This is a genomic window from Pseudomonas sp. KK18 (assembly GCF_037094675.1).
Taxonomy (GTDB): domain Bacteria; phylum Pseudomonadota; class Gammaproteobacteria; order Pseudomonadales; family Pseudomonadaceae; genus Aquipseudomonas.
In genome coordinates, this window is the sequence record NZ_CP146605.1 from 5781347 (window position 1) to 5796324 (window position 14978).

A 14978-nucleotide genomic window follows, 5' to 3' on the forward strand; every position below is an offset into this window, starting at 1 on the left:
GTGTTATTTGTTTTCGAGCAGGGAACGCAACATCCATGCGGTCTTTTCATGCACTTGCATACGCTGGGTCAGCAAGTCCGCCGTCGGTTCATCACTGACTTTATCCAACAACGGGAAGATCCCCCGGGCTGTGCGAGTCACCGCTTCCTGGCCTTCGACCAGTTGCTTGATCATGTCTTCAGCGCTCGGCACACCCTCTTCTTCCTTGATCGAAGAAAGTCGCGCATACACCGAGTAGGCACCCGGTGCGGGAAAGCCCAGGGCACGAATACGCTCTGCGATTGAATCCACCGCCAGCGCCAGTTCGTTGTACTGCTCTTCAAACATCAAGTGCAGTGTACGAAACATGGGCCCCGTTACGTTCCAATGGAAGTTGTGGGTCTTCAGGTAAAGTACATAGGTATCGGAAAGCAGTCGCGAAAGTCCATCAACGATTGATTTACGGTCTTCTTCACTGATACCAATATCGATTGCCATGTGTTTCCCCTTCAATTGATAAAAATTCATTGATCAGGTGCAGGACCACTCTAGCAAGAGTGCCGGCCGTGCGCAGCCTGGCTGACCCTTTCGAGGTGCGGCAAATCGCCCCTTGCAGAGCGGGCTTGCCCGACAGGCAAGGCTTCAACAGCTACCGGAAAAATTACCCAGCACCTGCGAAAAAGCCTGCACCTGTCTAGGACAAGTGTTTGACGCAGAAATGCCGTGCCCCTTGTAACAGCCTGAAATGCTTGATTTGAGTAGGCACAGGCTTTGCTGTTAAATAGGCAGCGTGTCGCCGCCGATATTTTTCGCGGCAAGCGGCATAGGCTGATACCCGTGCACGTGCCCAACGCCTCCCATTGTTCAGAAGCGAACCGTGCCCGTCAGCTCTTCCTTGTGATCCGTCTTAACGTGAGTTAATCAAAATGTTGAAAATCGTCCACCTGCTAACGGGCGCTGCAGCTTTGCTGCTGTCCTTTATCCCCAGCCTGCGATCAGAGACCCTGCCTTACCTGCAGCAACCTGACGCTCTCTACCTGACCTTCTTTGGTCTTCTTAACCTGACACTGGCTCCAGTCATTCCATACTGGAACAAAGGCCCGCGTCATCAACTGCAAAACCTGGTCAGCGCCCTGCTGGTCCTGGCTGTTGTCGTGCAAACCCTCACCCTGCTGGCGCCTATGCCTGAAGTGGGTGGCCACCCGGCCGTCCTGCTCAGCCTGGCAATAGCACTGGTCGCCATCGTTCTTCATCTGGCCATCAGTTTTTACCGCTCCTCCCCGGCCGCTGCGTCGCAAAGCTACGACATGACCAACCGGGATACCGGGACCGTCAAGTGGTTCAACACCTCCAAGGGCTTCGGCTTTATTTCCCGGGATTCGGGCGACGATATCTTCGTCCACTTCCGGGCGATTCGCGGCGAAGGCCATCGCGTACTGGTGGAAGGCCAGCGCGTGGAGTTCTCCGTCATGAACCGTGACAAGGGGCTGCAAGCTGAAGATGTGATCGCCGCATTGCCGCGTCGCTGATTCCAGCACCCCGAAAAAAAGAAACCGCGATGCAGCCTGGCTGCATCGCGGTTTTTTTATGCCCGGGGGGTCAACCCCTGCCTTATTAATAATGAGGCGGCGGCGCCTCTTCCTCGGACGACTCGAACTGGCCGCCCATTTCTTCCTGGCGCTTGAGCAACGCAGTCATCTGCAACTGCAGGCGTTCCACGGCACGCTGCTGGGTGACCAGGATGTCATTCAGGGTCTCGATGGTGTCGTCCTGAAAGGCCAGGCGGCTTTCCAGGTCGGTCACGCGGGCTTGAAGATCCATGGCTCAAGCCTCCAGGAACGTGAAGTCGGCCGGCAGGATCTCGCGCAGGCGCGCACGAATTGCCACCACTTGCTCGTCACTGTAGGGCTTCGCCGGGTGCTTGCCCCAGACCGGCGCAGGCCAGGCCGCGTCGTCGCGCTTGCGTACGATCACATGCACGTGCAGTTGGCTGACCACATTACCCAAGGCACCGATATTCATTTTGTCGGCGCCGAACCCTTCGTTCAGCCACTGTGCCAGTGCCGTGCTTTCCTGCCACACCCGCTGCTGGTCGGCGACATCCAGTTGAAACACTTCGCTGATACCGTCGATGCGCGGCACCAGGATGAACCAGGGGTAATTCGAGTCATTGGAAAGCAGCAGCCGACACAGGGGGAAATCCCCGATAGGCAAGGTGTCTTGTTGAAGGCGTGGATCTAAGGCGAACACAGCAGTCACTCCCGTTCGGCGGGTCAGGTTTCAGGCGCCCAGCATACCTGCGAATGCCGGTCGCTTCACGGCGAATGCGCGTGGCCGAATACGCGCCCAAACAGGACGCCACGAAAAAAAGCGCACCATTTCGAGACAGGCCAATATTTCAGCTACGCTAAATGACCAATGTATCCAATTCTGGTCAAAGTCGGGACGCAGAACATGCTTCAAGACCTTGAGCCAGACGGCTTTCAAAAGGCCAAGGGTGAACGGGAGCAGAAACGCAGTCAGTGAAGCACTGCACCAAAATGACCCATTTGTGCTTCAAAGGGATCCGCCAACTACCCACCGAACGGGGTGAACCGGTAACGTTTTGCTCTGGTACAGGTTTTATGCGCCACCAAACCGGAGTGCGGCAGGCGCGTCAAGGCCAAACCAAACGGCGTAAAAAGCCCGTGCTTATGCGGTTTTTACAGGCCGTTGACACTTTTCACGAAAAAATCACATTCGGTTACGGGTTTGTGCACGCTTGTTGCATTCACACCCATATCGTCGACAACGGCACCGGCGGGAAGCAGGTGTTTCGCGACGGAAAATAACAGCGGTTCAATGCCTGACAGGGATGAGTTGAAACTTTCAGGGGTGACTTTTCCACCCCGCTTCCAAGGTTTTAAAACAGCATTGAAGTTGTCAGTCCGGTTACAAGTGGACTGTGAATTTGCGACATGGAGCTAGCAATTTACGACAGGCCCGTAAAGAAGCTGAAAGGATAGATGTGCAAGTATCGTCAATAATGTCTGCGTGATATAACTTTGCGCCGACACAAAAAAGAAAGAGCCGCCCAGACAAAAATATAGGTGGGACGGCAGTACTCTTCCTAAAACCAAAGGAGCAAATCACGATGCGCGTGATGAAGTGGAGCATGATCGCCCTGGCTGTTTCAGCAGGCACCTCGCAGTTCGCAATGGCGTCCTCCCAGGACGATTCCAAGGGCTTTGTTGAAGACAGTACTTTCAGCATCAACACTCGCCTCCTGAACTTTAGCCGCGACTTCCGTAACAATGACACCGGCAAGAGCCGCGTCGACGAAACCGGTCTGGGCTTCAACGGCCTGTACCAGTCGGGCTTCACCCAAGGCACCATCGGTGTGGGTGTCGACGTCATCGGTCTGTTGGGCGTCAAACTGGACAGCGGCAAGGGTCGTTCCGGCACTGGCCTGTTTCCAACTGGCTCCGACGGTCGCGCTCAGGATGATTACTCCAAGGGCGGCGGCGCAGTTAAGTTCCGTATCTCCGATACGGTCCTGAAAATCGGCGACCAGTACACCACCGCGCCTGTATTCGCTTCCGATGACAGCCGTCTGCTGCCTGAATTGCCACAGGGTATCTCGCTGACCAGCAACGAGATCAAAGGCCTGAAACTTGAAGGCGGTCACTTCACTTCGAGCGTGGCACAAGCCCAGACCTACCGCGACAGCCTGGGCCTGACAAAAACCGACTTCATCGGTGGTGTCTACGCCCTGACTCCAGAAGTCAGCGCCAGCCTCTACTACGCGAAGACCGAAGACTACTGGAAAAAAACCTACGCCAACCTGAACTGGACCCATGCGCTCAGCAATGAGCAGTCCCTGGCGGTCGACTTCAACATCTACAGCACCAAAAGTGATGGCGCTGGCCTGCAACGGGCTGAGAAAGACGGCACCACCAAACTGGACAACCGTGCCTACAGCTTGCAAGGCGCGTACACCATCCAGGCTCACACCTTTACCCTGGCCTACCAGAAGGTCAGCGGTGACGGTGACTACGGCTACGGCGTAGACGGCGGCGGCACGATCTTCCTTGCCAACTCCATCGCTCGTTCCGACTTCAACGCTGAAGACGAGAAGTCGTTCCAGGCTCGCTACGACCTGAACATGGCGACTTTCGGCGTACCAGGCCTGAGCTTCATGACTCGCTACGTCAAAGGTACCGGCGCCAACACCGCCGACACCTCGAACGGCAAAGAGTGGGAACGTGACATCGAAGCCAAGTACGTGATCCAGAGCGGCCCGGCAAAAGACCTGAGCCTGCGCGTGCGTCAAGCCACTTATCGCTCCAGCGATGGTGTGTACTACGGTTCGGCGTCCATCGACGAACTGCGTCTGATCGCGCAATACCCGCTGAACATCTTGTAATTGGCAGTTTGATTACAACGATGACTTAGGGTTTCGGCCCTAACTAAAAAGCCGCTCACTTGTTCGCAAGTGAGCGGCTTTTTTATTGCAACTTAATCTCAACAACCGGATAACTAGCAAGCTAACTATCTAGTTTAATCCTGCGTAACAAACCTGACACATCGGCCAGGTTTAATCATCCAGTCACACTATTACTTCCCAGCACTTTCCTGCATGACGCGAATAACCCGTTGTGGAAACGGAATATCAATCCCCGCCGCTTTCAAACGGTCACGTGCCAGTTCATTGAACATGAACATCACATCCCAGTAATCCGAAGTCTTGGTCCAGACTCGCAGGGATACCGTGATCGAACTGTCGCCCAAGGTCGAAACTACCGCTGCCGGCGCAGGATCAGCCAATACACGTGGATCCTTGGCCAGTTCCAGCAGCACTTCACGTGCTTTCTGCAGGTCGGCTTCATAGTCGACCCCCACGTCAAACACCACCTTGCGGGTCGGCTGACGGTTGGTGTTGGTGATGAGGCCGTTGGACAGGCTGCCGTTCGGGATGATCACCGTCTTGTTGTCGCCGGTGCGCAACACGGTGTGGAAGATCTGGATGCTGTCGACGGTACCGGAAGTGCCCTGGGCTTCGATCCAGTCACCAATGCGGAACGGACGGAACAACAGAATCAGCACGCCGCCGGCGAAGTTCGCCAGGCTGCCTTGCAAGGCCAGGCCGATGGCCAGGGTGGCGGCGCCGATCGCGGCAACGAACGAGGTGGTTGCGACGCCGATCATCGAGGCCACGTTGACCACCAGCATGACCTTGAGCGCAATGTTCGCAAGGCTGGTAATGAAGTGTTGCAGCGCCAGGTCAGCATTACGCAATGCCAGCAAACGCCCTACCCGGTGGGTCAAGACGTTGATCAGCCACCAACCGATGGCCAGGGTGACCACTGCCAGCAAAAATCGGCTGCCGTATTCCATGATCATCGGTAACCACGACTCCGAGGTCTTGATCAAGTGATCCACTTCAGCGTTCAAGTCCATCTACATTCTCCTGTTTGCCGGATGTGCGGCCTTATCAATCCCCACATAACAAATGAGCCCCGAAGGGCTCAATCGTTTCTGCAGGTTCTGGGCGTGGGACGTCAAAAACGTCCACAGGTTCCCGAGGGGTCCACTCAGTCGCGGAAGTTATTGAACTGCAGCGGCATGTCGAAGGTCTTGGCGCGCAGGGCAGCAATGGCCTCCTGCAAATCGTCACGCTTCTTGCCGGTGATACGCACCTGCTCGCCCTGGATGGCGGCCTGGACCTTGAGCTTGGCGTCCTTGACGTGAGCGACGATTTTCTTCGCCAGCTCCTTGTCGATGCCTTCCTTGAGCACGGCTTCCTGCTTCATCAGCTTGCCGGACGCATAGGCATCCTTGATTTCAAGGCACTGTGCATCGATCTTGCGCTTGACCAGAGACAGCTTGAGGATCTCAATCATCGCTTCCAGCTGGAAGTCGGCTTCCGCGGTCAGGTTGACGGTCAGCTCCTTTTCCTTGAACTCGAAGCTGCCCTTGCCCTTCAAGTCATAGCGGCGATCCAGCTCCTTGACGGCGTTCTCGACGGCGTTGGTGACTTCATGTTTGTCCAGTTCGGATACCACGTCGAACGACGGCATGTAATTTCTCCAATAAAAAAGGGGCGCGGCTCAGTAGAGATGGAGCACGCCCGGGCTAAAATGCCCGGGCATTATAGCGGTTCTTTCGCCTCGTTCACTGCGGGCAGCCTTACGGAGTAAAAACTGATGTCGACCACCTGGCACGTCCTCGGCGCCGGCAGCCTCGGAACACTGTGGGCCGCCCGCCTGGCCCGCGCCGGGCTGCCCGTGCGCCTGATCCTGCGGGATCACAGGCGGTTGGCGAGTTATCAGAAGGCCAATGGCCTGACCCTGGTCGAGCAAGGCGTGGCTCACACCTACCCGGTCGTCGGCGAAACCTCCGACAGCCCTGGGCAAATTCATCGCCTGCTGGTGGCATGCAAGGCTTACGACGCCCAGGAAGCCGTCGCACAGCTGGAACATCGACTGGTGCCAGACGCCGAACTGATCCTGCTGCAAAACGGGCTGGGCAGCCAGGACGCAGTCGCCGCCCAACTGCCCCAGGCACGCTGCATCTTCGCCTCCAGCACCGAAGGCGCGTTTCGCGAGAGTGACTGGCGAGTAGTGTTTGCCGGCCATGGCTACACCTGGCTGGGGGATGCTCGGCACCCTACTCCGCCGCTGTGGCTGGATGACCTGCAAGCCGCCGGCATTCCCCATGAGTGGAGCACCGACATCCTCACCCGCCTGTGGCGCAAACTGGCCCTGAACTGCGCCATCAACCCGCTGACCGTGCTTTACCAATGTCGCAATGGCGAGCTGCAAGACCATCAGTGCGAAGTGGCCACCCTGTGCGCCGAACTCGCCGACCTGCTGGAATGCTGCGGCCAACCCGCTGCCGCAGAGGATTTGCACAGCGAAGTGGAACGGGTAATCCAGGCCACGGCGGCCAATTACTCCTCGATGTACCAGGACGTGGCCAGTGCCCGACGCACCGAAATCAGCTATTTGCTGGGCTATGCCTGCCAGGCGGCCGCCCGCCACCAACTGAGCTTGCCGCACCTGCAACAACTCCAGGCGCGCCTGGTACGGCAACTGTCTGCGCGCGGATTGCCCAGCGACTGAAGCACGCGCTACCCTGCCTGCTTGTTCCTTTGCAGCGAAAACCTTGATGCCACTGCGCCAGCGTCTCGAAAATCTACCGGTTGGGCAGAAACTGCTGGCGGCCCTGCTGGTTTTGTTGACCACCGTCTTGCTGGTGGCCAACCTGACCTTTATCAGCGCCGCCTACTGGATCTCCCAGGAAAGCATGGCGCCCCAGGCCTTGCAGGCCATCGGTCGGCTGGTGTCCAACCCGTCGCTCGCCGCCGAGTCCCTGGACTCACCGCTCAAGGCGCAAACCCTGCTGGATGAACTGACCAGCTACTCGCCATTGCGGGCTGCGGCCTTATACGACGGAGATGGCACGCGCCTGGCCCAGCTGCAACATGCCAATCGCCTGCACCTGCCAGATAATTTCCGGGACATTGAAACCTGGCGTACCACCGAATTTCGCAGCAACCAGGTGATCACCCTGCCCCGTGCCGGCAAACCGTCCGGGCACTTGCTGCTGGTGGCCAGCAGCGAACTGCCGGTGGCTTTCTATACCGGGACCTTCACCGCCAGCCTGGGTATCCTGATCTTCAGCGTGTTGCTGTGGCTGGTGATCGCCCGGCAGATCAAGCGCCTGATTACCCGGCCGATCCACGAACTGGAAGAATTGTCGCGCCAGGTCACCCGGGAAGAGAACTACGCCCTGCGCGCCGGTCGCGGCAACCATGATGAAATCGGCAGCCTCGCCGAAGCTTTCAACACCATGCTTTCGCGCATTGAAGCCCGTGAGCAGCAACTCAAGCGCGCGCGAGACGATTCCCAGGCCGCCTACGATCAAGCCCAGGGCCTGGCGGAAGAAACCCGCCACACCAACCGCAAGCTGGAACTGGAAGTGCAGGTGCGCAGCAAGATCGAGAAAAAGCTCACCGGCTTCCAGAACTACCTCAACAGCATCATCGACTCGATGCCCTCGGCACTGATCGCCCTCGACGAACAGCTCTACGTCACCCAGTGGAACCAGGAAGCCAGCGCACTTTCCGGGACCCGCCTGGACGAGGCACTGAACCAGCCGATCTTCCTCGCCTTCCAGCCGCTCAAGCCGTTCCTGCCGCAGATCAAGGCCACGGTAGAGCAACACACCGTAGAGCGGATCGAGCGCGTTACCTGGGTCAAGGATGACGAACCCAAGCACTACGCCCTGACCTTCTACCCGTTGATGGGCGGTGCCGGGCGCGGCGTGGTGATCCGGATCGACGACATCACCCAGCGCTTGTCCCTGGAAGAAATGATGGTGCAGTCAGAGAAAATGCTCTCGGTCGGTGGCCTGGCCGCCGGCATGGCGCACGAAATCAACAACCCGCTGGGAGCGATCCTGCATAACGTGCAGAACATTCGCCGCCGGTTGTCCAACGAACTGCCGAAAAACCTCGAGCACGCCGAACAGGCGGGCATCGACCTGGACTCGGTCAACCGCTACCTGCAAAGCCGCGAAGTGCCACAGTTGCTCGACGGCATCCAGCAGGCTGGCGCCCGGGCGGCGAAAATCGTCACCCACATGCTCAGTTTCAGCCGCCGCAGCAACCGGCAGATGGCGCCGTGCGACTTGCCGGCCTTGATCGACCAGGCGGTGGAAATTGCCGGCAACGACTTCGACCTCACCGTCGGCTTCGACTTCAAGGGCCAGGCGATCATCCGCCAGTTCGACCCGCAACTGGGCCCGGTCCCCGGCACCGCCAACGAACTGGAGCAAGTACTGCTCAACCTGCTGAAAAACGCCGCCCAGGCCATTCATCAGCGCGAAGACGGCAGCGAGCCCGGCCGGATCATCCTGCGCACCCGGCTCAACCCGCCGTGGGCAGAAATCCAGGTGGAAGACAACGGCATCGGTATGAGCGAGAACGTGCGCAAACGCACGTTTGAGCCGTTCTTCACCACCAAGGAAATCGGCCAGGGCACCGGGCTTGGGTTGTCGGTTTCGTATTTCATCATCACCAACAATCACAAGGGGCAGATGGAAGTGCATTCGACCCTTGGCCAGGGTACCTGCTTCACCTTGCGCCTGCCCCTGGCGGGCAGCCAATTGCCACCCAACGAACTCACTCAACTGGAGCGCTAACCATGGGCTTTCGCCTGTCGAAAATTTACACCCGTACCGGCGACAAGGGCGAAACCGGCCTGGGCGACGGCCGCCGCGTGCCCAAGGACCATCCACGGGTGGAGGCGATTGGCGAGGTGGATGCGCTGAACAGCCAGTTGGGTTTGTTGCTGGCGGGATTGGAGGAACAAAGCGGGCAGCATCCAGCGTTGAAGGATGTGATCGAGGTGCTGACACCTTGCCAGCATCGTCTGTTTGACTTGGGCGGCGAATTGGCGATGCCGGTGTACAAGGCGCTGAACGCGGCGGAAGTCGACCGGCTTGAGGCGGCGATCGATCGCTGGAATGAAGAGGTCGGGCCGCTGGAGAACTTCATTCTGCCGGGTGGTTCGGCGTTGATTGCCCAGGCCCATGTATGCCGAAGCCTGGCTCGCAGTGCGGAGCGCCGGTGTCAGCACCTGAATGCAGAGGAACCGCTGGAAGGCGTCGGGTTGGCGTACATCAACCGGCTGTCGGACTTGCTCTTTGTGGCAGCCAGGGTGATTGCCAAGCGCCAGGGCGTTGCAGAGATCTTGTGGCAGGCGGCGGCAAAGCCGCACTGACGCTTACTGACCGATTGCAACCTGTGGCGAGGGAACTTGCTCCCGCTGGGCTGCGTAGCGGCCCCAAAAAAGCGGGAGCGCTGCGCACTCCAGCGGGAGCAAGCTCCCTCGCCACAACAGCTCCCCTGGCCACTCGCCAGGGTTATGCCTAAACCTCAGGCCAGAACGCCCGAATCCCCGCCACACCTTGAGCACCAGCCTCCCAGGCCTTTTCCCGCTCAGCAGGACCCACCCCACCGAGCAAGAACACCGGTTTGCTGAACCCACTGATCAACTGCTGCGCCTGCTCCCAGCCCAACGGCTCGGCATCAGGATGAGTCAGGGTGGGCTGCACCGGCGACAAGGTGACGAAATCCACGTCCATCAACTCCGCCAAGGCTAATTCCTCAGCATTGTGGCAAGACGCCGCCAACCAGCGATCCTTCGGCAAAGGACGTCCCTTGCTGGCGTACTTGCGCAGTTGCGCCGAGGTCATATGCCAGCCGGCCGCGGGAAAATCCCCCAGCCATTCAAACGGCCCCTTGAGCATCAGTTGCGCCTTGCCCGCACACAGGCCCACGGCATCCACCGCCAGGTCACGGTACTTGGGGTCGTAACCGTTGGGGGCACGCAGCTGAACCAGCTTGATGCCACCAGCGATGGCTTTTTGAATACCGCGCAGCAGGACGAGTGTCTCCAGCTCGCCCGGAGTGATCAAGTAGTCAGCCGGTAAACGCGCCGCCGCAACGATCGGCGCATTGGCTGCCGGAAACTCATAGTTCGGCAGGTCCCGCTGGGCCACCCACTCAAGGGGTTGGCCTTCGGCACCGTGGGGCTCGCCGGTAAAGGCCGAGACTTCCCAGACATCCAGCAACACCTGTTTGTCCGGGTAATCATGCTGCACCTTGATCAACGGGCGAGCCGCCGTGACCTGGATGCCCAGCTCCTCCTGCAATTCACGGGACAGCGCGGTAGCGACCGACTCATCGGCCTCCACCTTGCCACCGGGAAACTCCCAGAGGCCGCCCTGATGCTGGGTATCGGCGCGGCGCGCCAGCAGAATCCTGCCGTCGACACCCCGGATGACCGCTGCTGCTACATGAACTCGTTTCACCGCACTATTTCCTCTGAATCGGTTTGAAGACCTGCCTGGTATCAGGTGCGGTATTCCGCGTTGATCTTCACGTACTCGTGGGACAGGTCAGTGGTCCAGATGGTTTCGCTGCACTCACCGCGACCCAATTCGATACGGATGGTGATTTCTTCCTGCTGCATCACCGCCGAACCCTGGGCTTCGGTGTACGTCTCGGCCCGGGCGCCACGGCTGGCGATGCACACTTCGCCGAGGAACACGTCGATCTTGCTCACGTCCAGGTTCGGCACGCCGGCACGGCCCACAGCGGCCAGGATACGGCCCCAGTTCGGGTCGGAGGCAAACAGCGCGGTCTTGATCAGCGGCGAGTGAGCCACGGTGTAACCGACATCCAGGCATTCCTGGTGGTTACCGCCGCCGTTGACTTCAACCGTCACAAACTTGGTGGCGCCTTCGCCGTCGCGCACGATGGCCTGGGCCACGTCCATGCACACTTCGAACACCGCCTGCTTCAACGCGGCGAAATACGCGCCGTTGGACGAGGTGATTTCCGGCAGGTCAGCCTGGCCGGTGGCGATCAACATGCAGCAATCGTTGGTCGAGGTGTCGCCGTCGATGGTGATGCGGTTGAAGGACTTGTTGGCGCCGTCGAGCATCAGGTTTTGCAGCACGTCACGGGAGACTTTGGCGTCGGTGGCGATATAGCCCAGCATGGTCGCCATGTTCGGGCGAATCATGCCGGCGCCTTTGCTGATGCCCGTGACGGTAACGGTCACGCCTTCGTGCACAAACTGACGGCTGGCGCCTTTTGGCAGAGTATCGGTGGTCATGATCCCGGTAGCCGCAGCCGCCCAGTTATCCACCGACAGGTCATCCAGCGCTGCTTGCAACGCGCCTTCGATTTTCTCTACCGGCAGCGGCTCACCGATCACACCGGTGGAGTACGGCAGCACCTGGCTGGCGTCTACGCCGGTCAGCTCCGCCAGCTTGGCGCAGGTGCGGGCAGCGGCGGCCAGGCCAGGCTCGCCGGTCCCGGCGTTGGCATTGCCGGTGTTGGTCAACAGGTAACGCACCGGGCCTTCGACACGCTGCTTGGCCAGAATCACGGGCGCGGCGCAAAACGCGTTCAGGGTGAACACACCCGCAACGGTCGAGCCTTCGGCACAGCGCATCACCACCACATCCTTGCGCCCCGGGCGCTTGATGCCCGCCGAAGCGATACCGAGTTCAAAACCGGCAACCGGGTGCAACGTGGGCAAAGGACCAAGACCAACAGCCATGAATGCGCTCCTAAAAATATTGGGTGTGTACCCCGTCGCTATCGACGGTGACGAAATGGCAAAACGCCGCGACGGCTGATGCCGGTCGCGGCGCGGGGGTGTTGCAGCGTCAGGCGAAAATCTTAGTTGATTTCGCCGTGGCAGTGTTTGAACTTCTTGCCCGAACCGCACCAGCACAGTTCGTTGCGGCCCAGCTTCTGTTCGTTGCGCACCGGGGCCTGGGCCAGGGCCACATCGACCTCTTCGCCCAATACTTCCGGAGCCTCAAGACCAGGCGCTTCGTCGTGCTGGAACTGCATGCGCGCAGCCAGTGCCTCGGCTTCCTGACGCAGGCGGGCTTCTTCCTCGATCGGGTCTTCGCGACGCACCTGAACGTGGGACAGCACACGAATCGAATCGCGCTTGATCGAATCCAGCAGTTCGGAGAACAGCGTGAACGACTCGCGCTTGTACTCCTGCTTCGGGTTCTTCTGGGCGTAGCCACGCAAGTGGATGCCGTGACGCAGGTGGTCCATGGTCGACAGGTGGTCTTTCCACAGGTCGTCCAGCACACGCAGTACGATTTGCTTCTCGAAGGTGCGCAGTGCTTCGGCACTCGCCTGCTCTTCTTTCTCGTTGTACGCGGCCAGCAGCTCGGTCATGAGCTTCTCGCGCAGGGTTTCTTCGTACAGGTGGTCGTCTTCGTCGAGCCATTGCTGGACCGGCAAGTCGACACCGAAGTCGCTCTTCAACGCAGCTTCCAGGCCGGCAACATCCCACTGCTCAGGCAGGGACTGTGGCGGGATATGGGCGCTGACGGTGGCGTTGAGCACGTCCTGGCGGAAATCGGCAATGGTCTCGCCGATGTTGGTGGCGGCCAACAAGCTGTTACGCATGTGATAAATCACTTTACGCTGTTCGTTGTTGACGTCATCGAACTCGAGCAGTTGCTTACGAATGTCGAAGTTACGGCCTTCTACCTTGCGCTGGGCCTTCTCGATGGCGTTGGTCACCATGCGGTGTTCAATCGCTTCACCGGACTGCATGCCCAGGGCTTTCATGAAGTTCTTCACCCGATCCGAGGCGAAGATGCGCATCAGGCTGTCTTCCAGGGACAGGTAGAAACGGCTGGAACCGGCGTCACCCTGACGACCGGCACGACCACGCAGCTGGTTGTCGATACGGCGCGATTCGTGACGCTCGGACGCGATCACCTGCAAGCCGCCGGACTCCAGCACTTGCTGGTGGCGCTTCTGCCAGTCGGCCTTGATCTGCGCGATCTGCTCAGGGGTCGGGTTGTCCAGGGACGCAACTTCCACTTCCCAGTTACCGCCCAACAGGATGTCGGTACCACGACCGGCCATGTTGGTGGCGATGGTCAGTGCGCCCGGGCGACCGGCCTGGGCAATGATCTCGGCTTCTTTTTCGTGGAACTTGGCGTTGAGGACCTTGTGCTCGATGCCTTCCTTGGCCAGCAAGCTGGACATGTGCTCGGAAGTTTCGATGGTGGCAGTACCCACCAGCACTGGACGGCCCTGGGCCATGCATTCCTTGATGTCGGCGACGATTGCAGCGTATTTCTCGTCGGCGGTCAGGAACACCAGGTCGTTGAAGTCTTTACGCGCCAGCGGCTTGTTCGGCGGGATAACCATCACCGACAGACCGTAGATCTGGTGGAATTCGAACGCTTCGGTGTCGGCTGTACCGGTCATGCCGGACAGTTTGTTGTACAGACGGAAGTAGTTCTGGAAGGTGGTCGAGGCCAGGGTCTGGCTTTCAGCCTGGATGTTCAGGACTTCCTTGGCTTCGATCGCCTGGTGCAGGCCTTCCGACAAACGGCGACCCGGCATGGTACGACCGGTGTGTTCGTCGACCAGTACGACCTGGCCGTCCTGCACGATGTATTCAACGTTGCGATGGAACAGCTTGTGGGCACGCAGGCCGGCATATACGTGGGTCAACAGGCCCAGGTTGTGCGCCGAGTACAGGCTCTCGCCTTCGGCCAGCAGGCCGATCTGGGTCAGCATGTCTTCGACGAACTGGTGACCGGCTTCGTTGAGTTCGACCTGGCGGGTCTTCTCGTCGATGGTGAAGTGACCTTCTTTGGTCACCACGCCTTCCACTTCCTCGATGTGTTGCTCAAGGCGCGGGATCAGCTTGTTGATCTCGGTGTACAGGCGCGAGCTGTCCTCGGCCTGACCGGAGATGATCAGCGGGGTACGGGCTTCGTCGATCAGGATGGAGTCGACTTCGTCGATCACGGCAAAGTTGAGTTCGCGCTGGAATTTTTCTTCCATGCTGAACGCCATGTTGTCGCGCAGGTAGTCGAAACCGAATTCGTTATTGGTACCGTAGGTGATGTCGGCAGCGTAGGCGGCGCGCTTCTCTTCCGGCGGCTGGAACGGCGTGACAACGCCGACGGTCAGGCCGAGGAATTCGTACAGCGGACGCATCCAGTTGGCATCCCGGCGGGCGAGGTAGTCGTTCACCGTCACAACGTGCACGCCCTTGCCGGACAGTGCGTTGAGGTAAACGCCCAGAGTTGCCACCAGGGTCTTGCCTTCACCGGTACGCATTTCGGCAATCATGCCTTCATGCAAGGTCATGCCGCCGATCAACTGGACGTCGAAGTGGCGCATGCCCATGACACGCTTACCGGCTTCGCGGGCGACCGCAAAGGCTTCGGGAAGCAGCTTGTCGAGGGTTTCACCTTTGGCTATGCGGGCCTTGAACTCTTCGGTCTTGGCGCGCAATTGCTCGTCCGAAAGGGCAACCATCTGCTCTTCGAAGGCATTGACCAGCTGCACCGTCTTGAGCATGCGTTTGACTTCGCGCTCATTCTTGCTTCCAAAAAGTTTCTTTAACAAAGGCGCAAACATATCGGCAGGTTCTTCCACACAT

14 protein-coding genes are annotated in these 14978 nt (G+C 59.2%); 6 read left to right on the forward strand and 8 right to left on the reverse strand.

The features are described 5' to 3' along the window. Positions 1 to 3: 3 nt before the first annotated feature. Positions 4 to 477: a Dps family protein gene (locus V6607_RS26220; RefSeq protein WP_003209800.1), complete on the reverse strand. Its 474-nt coding sequence runs from the start codon at positions 475 to 477 to the stop codon at positions 4 to 6. A gap of 428 nt (positions 478 to 905) precedes the next feature. Between V6607_RS26220 and V6607_RS26225 the strand changes: the two genes are divergently transcribed. Next, positions 906 to 1508: a cold-shock protein gene (locus V6607_RS26225; RefSeq protein ID WP_003209798.1), complete on the forward strand. Its 603-nt coding sequence runs from the start codon at positions 906 to 908 to the stop codon at positions 1506 to 1508. A gap of 85 nt (positions 1509 to 1593) precedes the next feature. Here the strand turns inward: V6607_RS26225 and V6607_RS26230 are convergent, their stop codons facing one another. Both V6607_RS26230 and V6607_RS26235 read right to left on the reverse strand, forming a co-directional pair. Then, positions 1594 to 1800 carry a SlyX family protein gene (locus tag V6607_RS26230; protein ID WP_003209796.1) on the reverse strand — a complete coding sequence of 69 codons (207 nt, stop codon included), beginning with the start codon at positions 1798 to 1800 and terminating at the stop codon, positions 1594 to 1596. A gap of 3 nt (positions 1801 to 1803) precedes the next feature. Then, on the reverse strand, positions 1804 to 2229 hold the full coding sequence (locus tag V6607_RS26235; RefSeq protein WP_003209794.1) for an HIT domain-containing protein: 426 nt from the start codon (positions 2227 to 2229) through the stop codon (positions 1804 to 1806). Positions 2230 to 2603: 374 nt separating this feature from the next. Here V6607_RS26235 and V6607_RS26240 point away from each other — a divergent pair, with 374 nt between their 5' ends. Both V6607_RS26240 and V6607_RS26245 read left to right on the forward strand, forming a co-directional pair. Beyond that, positions 2604 to 2810, forward strand: a complete 207-nt coding sequence (locus V6607_RS26240) for a hypothetical protein (protein ID WP_003209792.1) — start codon at positions 2604 to 2606, stop codon at positions 2808 to 2810. A 302-nt stretch (positions 2811 to 3112) separates the two neighbouring features. Then, a complete protein-coding gene (locus tag V6607_RS26245) occupies positions 3113 to 4384 on the forward strand; it encodes an OprD family porin (protein WP_003209790.1) in 1272 nt (423 codons plus the stop codon). Between the two features lie 191 nt (positions 4385 to 4575). Here the strand turns inward: V6607_RS26245 and V6607_RS26250 are convergent, their stop codons facing one another. Together V6607_RS26250 and V6607_RS26255 are read right to left on the reverse strand one after the other, a co-directional pair. After that, positions 4576 to 5418 (reverse strand): mechanosensitive ion channel domain-containing protein, encoded by an 843-nt coding sequence (locus tag V6607_RS26250; RefSeq protein WP_003209787.1) that lies wholly within the window; start codon positions 5416 to 5418, stop codon positions 4576 to 4578. 134 nt (positions 5419 to 5552) lie between these two features. Continuing rightward, positions 5553 to 6038 carry a YajQ family cyclic di-GMP-binding protein gene (locus tag V6607_RS26255; protein ID WP_003209785.1) on the reverse strand — a complete coding sequence of 162 codons (486 nt, stop codon included), beginning with the start codon at positions 6036 to 6038 and terminating at the stop codon, positions 5553 to 5555. Positions 6039 to 6164: 126 nt separating this feature from the next. Here V6607_RS26255 and V6607_RS26260 point away from each other — a divergent pair, with 126 nt between their 5' ends. The 3 genes from V6607_RS26260 to V6607_RS26270 are packed head-to-tail and all read left to right on the forward strand — an operon-like array spanning position 6165 to position 9746. Continuing rightward, positions 6165 to 7082 (forward strand): putative 2-dehydropantoate 2-reductase, encoded by a 918-nt coding sequence (locus tag V6607_RS26260; RefSeq protein WP_134327232.1) that lies wholly within the window; start codon positions 6165 to 6167, stop codon positions 7080 to 7082. 46 nt (positions 7083 to 7128) lie between these two features. Further along, positions 7129 to 9165, forward strand: a complete 2037-nt coding sequence (locus V6607_RS26265; RefSeq protein ID WP_003209782.1) for an ATP-binding protein — start codon at positions 7129 to 7131, stop codon at positions 9163 to 9165. Between the two features lie 2 nt (positions 9166 to 9167). After that, positions 9168 to 9746 carry a cob(I)yrinic acid a,c-diamide adenosyltransferase gene (locus tag V6607_RS26270; RefSeq protein ID WP_008432363.1) on the forward strand — a complete coding sequence of 193 codons (579 nt, stop codon included), beginning with the start codon at positions 9168 to 9170 and terminating at the stop codon, positions 9744 to 9746. Positions 9747 to 9894: 148 nt separating this feature from the next. Here the strand turns inward: V6607_RS26270 and V6607_RS26275 are convergent, their stop codons facing one another. The 3 genes from V6607_RS26275 to secA all read right to left on the reverse strand — a co-directional run bounded on the left by V6607_RS26275 (position 9895) and on the right by secA (position 14956). Continuing rightward, entirely contained in the window at positions 9895 to 10839 is a 945-nt protein-coding gene (locus tag V6607_RS26275) for a Nudix family hydrolase (RefSeq protein ID WP_134327233.1), read from the reverse strand. Positions 10840 to 10880: 41 nt separating this feature from the next. Next, on the reverse strand, positions 10881 to 12098 hold the full coding sequence (gene argJ / locus V6607_RS26280) for a bifunctional glutamate N-acetyltransferase/amino-acid acetyltransferase ArgJ (RefSeq protein WP_003209777.1): 1218 nt from the start codon (positions 12096 to 12098) through the stop codon (positions 10881 to 10883). Between the two features lie 122 nt (positions 12099 to 12220). Next, positions 12221 to 14956, reverse strand: coding sequence for a preprotein translocase subunit SecA (secA, locus tag V6607_RS26285; RefSeq protein WP_087693541.1), 2736 nt, complete (start codon positions 14954 to 14956; stop codon positions 12221 to 12223). Positions 14957 to 14978 lie beyond the last annotated feature (22 nt).

Excerpts from the sequence above, each read along its gene's own strand:
- V6607_RS26220 (WP_003209800.1), bottom strand. The coding sequence starts at position 477 with ATGGCAATCGATATTGGTATCAGTGAAGAAGACCGTAAATCAATCGTT.
- V6607_RS26225 (WP_003209798.1), top strand. The coding sequence starts at position 906 with ATGTTGAAAATCGTCCACCTGCTAACGGGCGCTGCAGCTTTGCTGCTG.
- V6607_RS26230 (WP_003209796.1), bottom strand. The coding sequence starts at position 1,800 with ATGGATCTTCAAGCCCGCGTGACCGACCTGGAAAGCCGCCTGGCCTTT.
- V6607_RS26240 (WP_003209792.1), top strand. The coding sequence starts at position 2,604 with ATGCGCCACCAAACCGGAGTGCGGCAGGCGCGTCAAGGCCAAACCAAA.
- V6607_RS26245 (WP_003209790.1), top strand. The coding sequence starts at position 3,113 with ATGCGCGTGATGAAGTGGAGCATGATCGCCCTGGCTGTTTCAGCAGGC.
- V6607_RS26250 (WP_003209787.1), bottom strand. The coding sequence starts at position 5,418 with ATGGACTTGAACGCTGAAGTGGATCACTTGATCAAGACCTCGGAGTCG.
- V6607_RS26255 (WP_003209785.1), bottom strand. The coding sequence starts at position 6,038 with ATGCCGTCGTTCGACGTGGTATCCGAACTGGACAAACATGAAGTCACC.
- V6607_RS26260 (WP_134327232.1), top strand. The coding sequence starts at position 6,165 with ATGTCGACCACCTGGCACGTCCTCGGCGCCGGCAGCCTCGGAACACTG.
- V6607_RS26265 (WP_003209782.1), top strand. The coding sequence starts at position 7,129 with ATGCCACTGCGCCAGCGTCTCGAAAATCTACCGGTTGGGCAGAAACTG.
- V6607_RS26270 (WP_008432363.1), top strand. The coding sequence starts at position 9,168 with ATGGGCTTTCGCCTGTCGAAAATTTACACCCGTACCGGCGACAAGGGC.
- argJ (WP_003209777.1), bottom strand. The coding sequence starts at position 12,098 with ATGGCTGTTGGTCTTGGTCCTTTGCCCACGTTGCACCCGGTTGCCGGT.
- secA (WP_087693541.1), bottom strand. The coding sequence starts at position 14,956 with ATGTTTGCGCCTTTGTTAAAGAAACTTTTTGGAAGCAAGAATGAGCGC.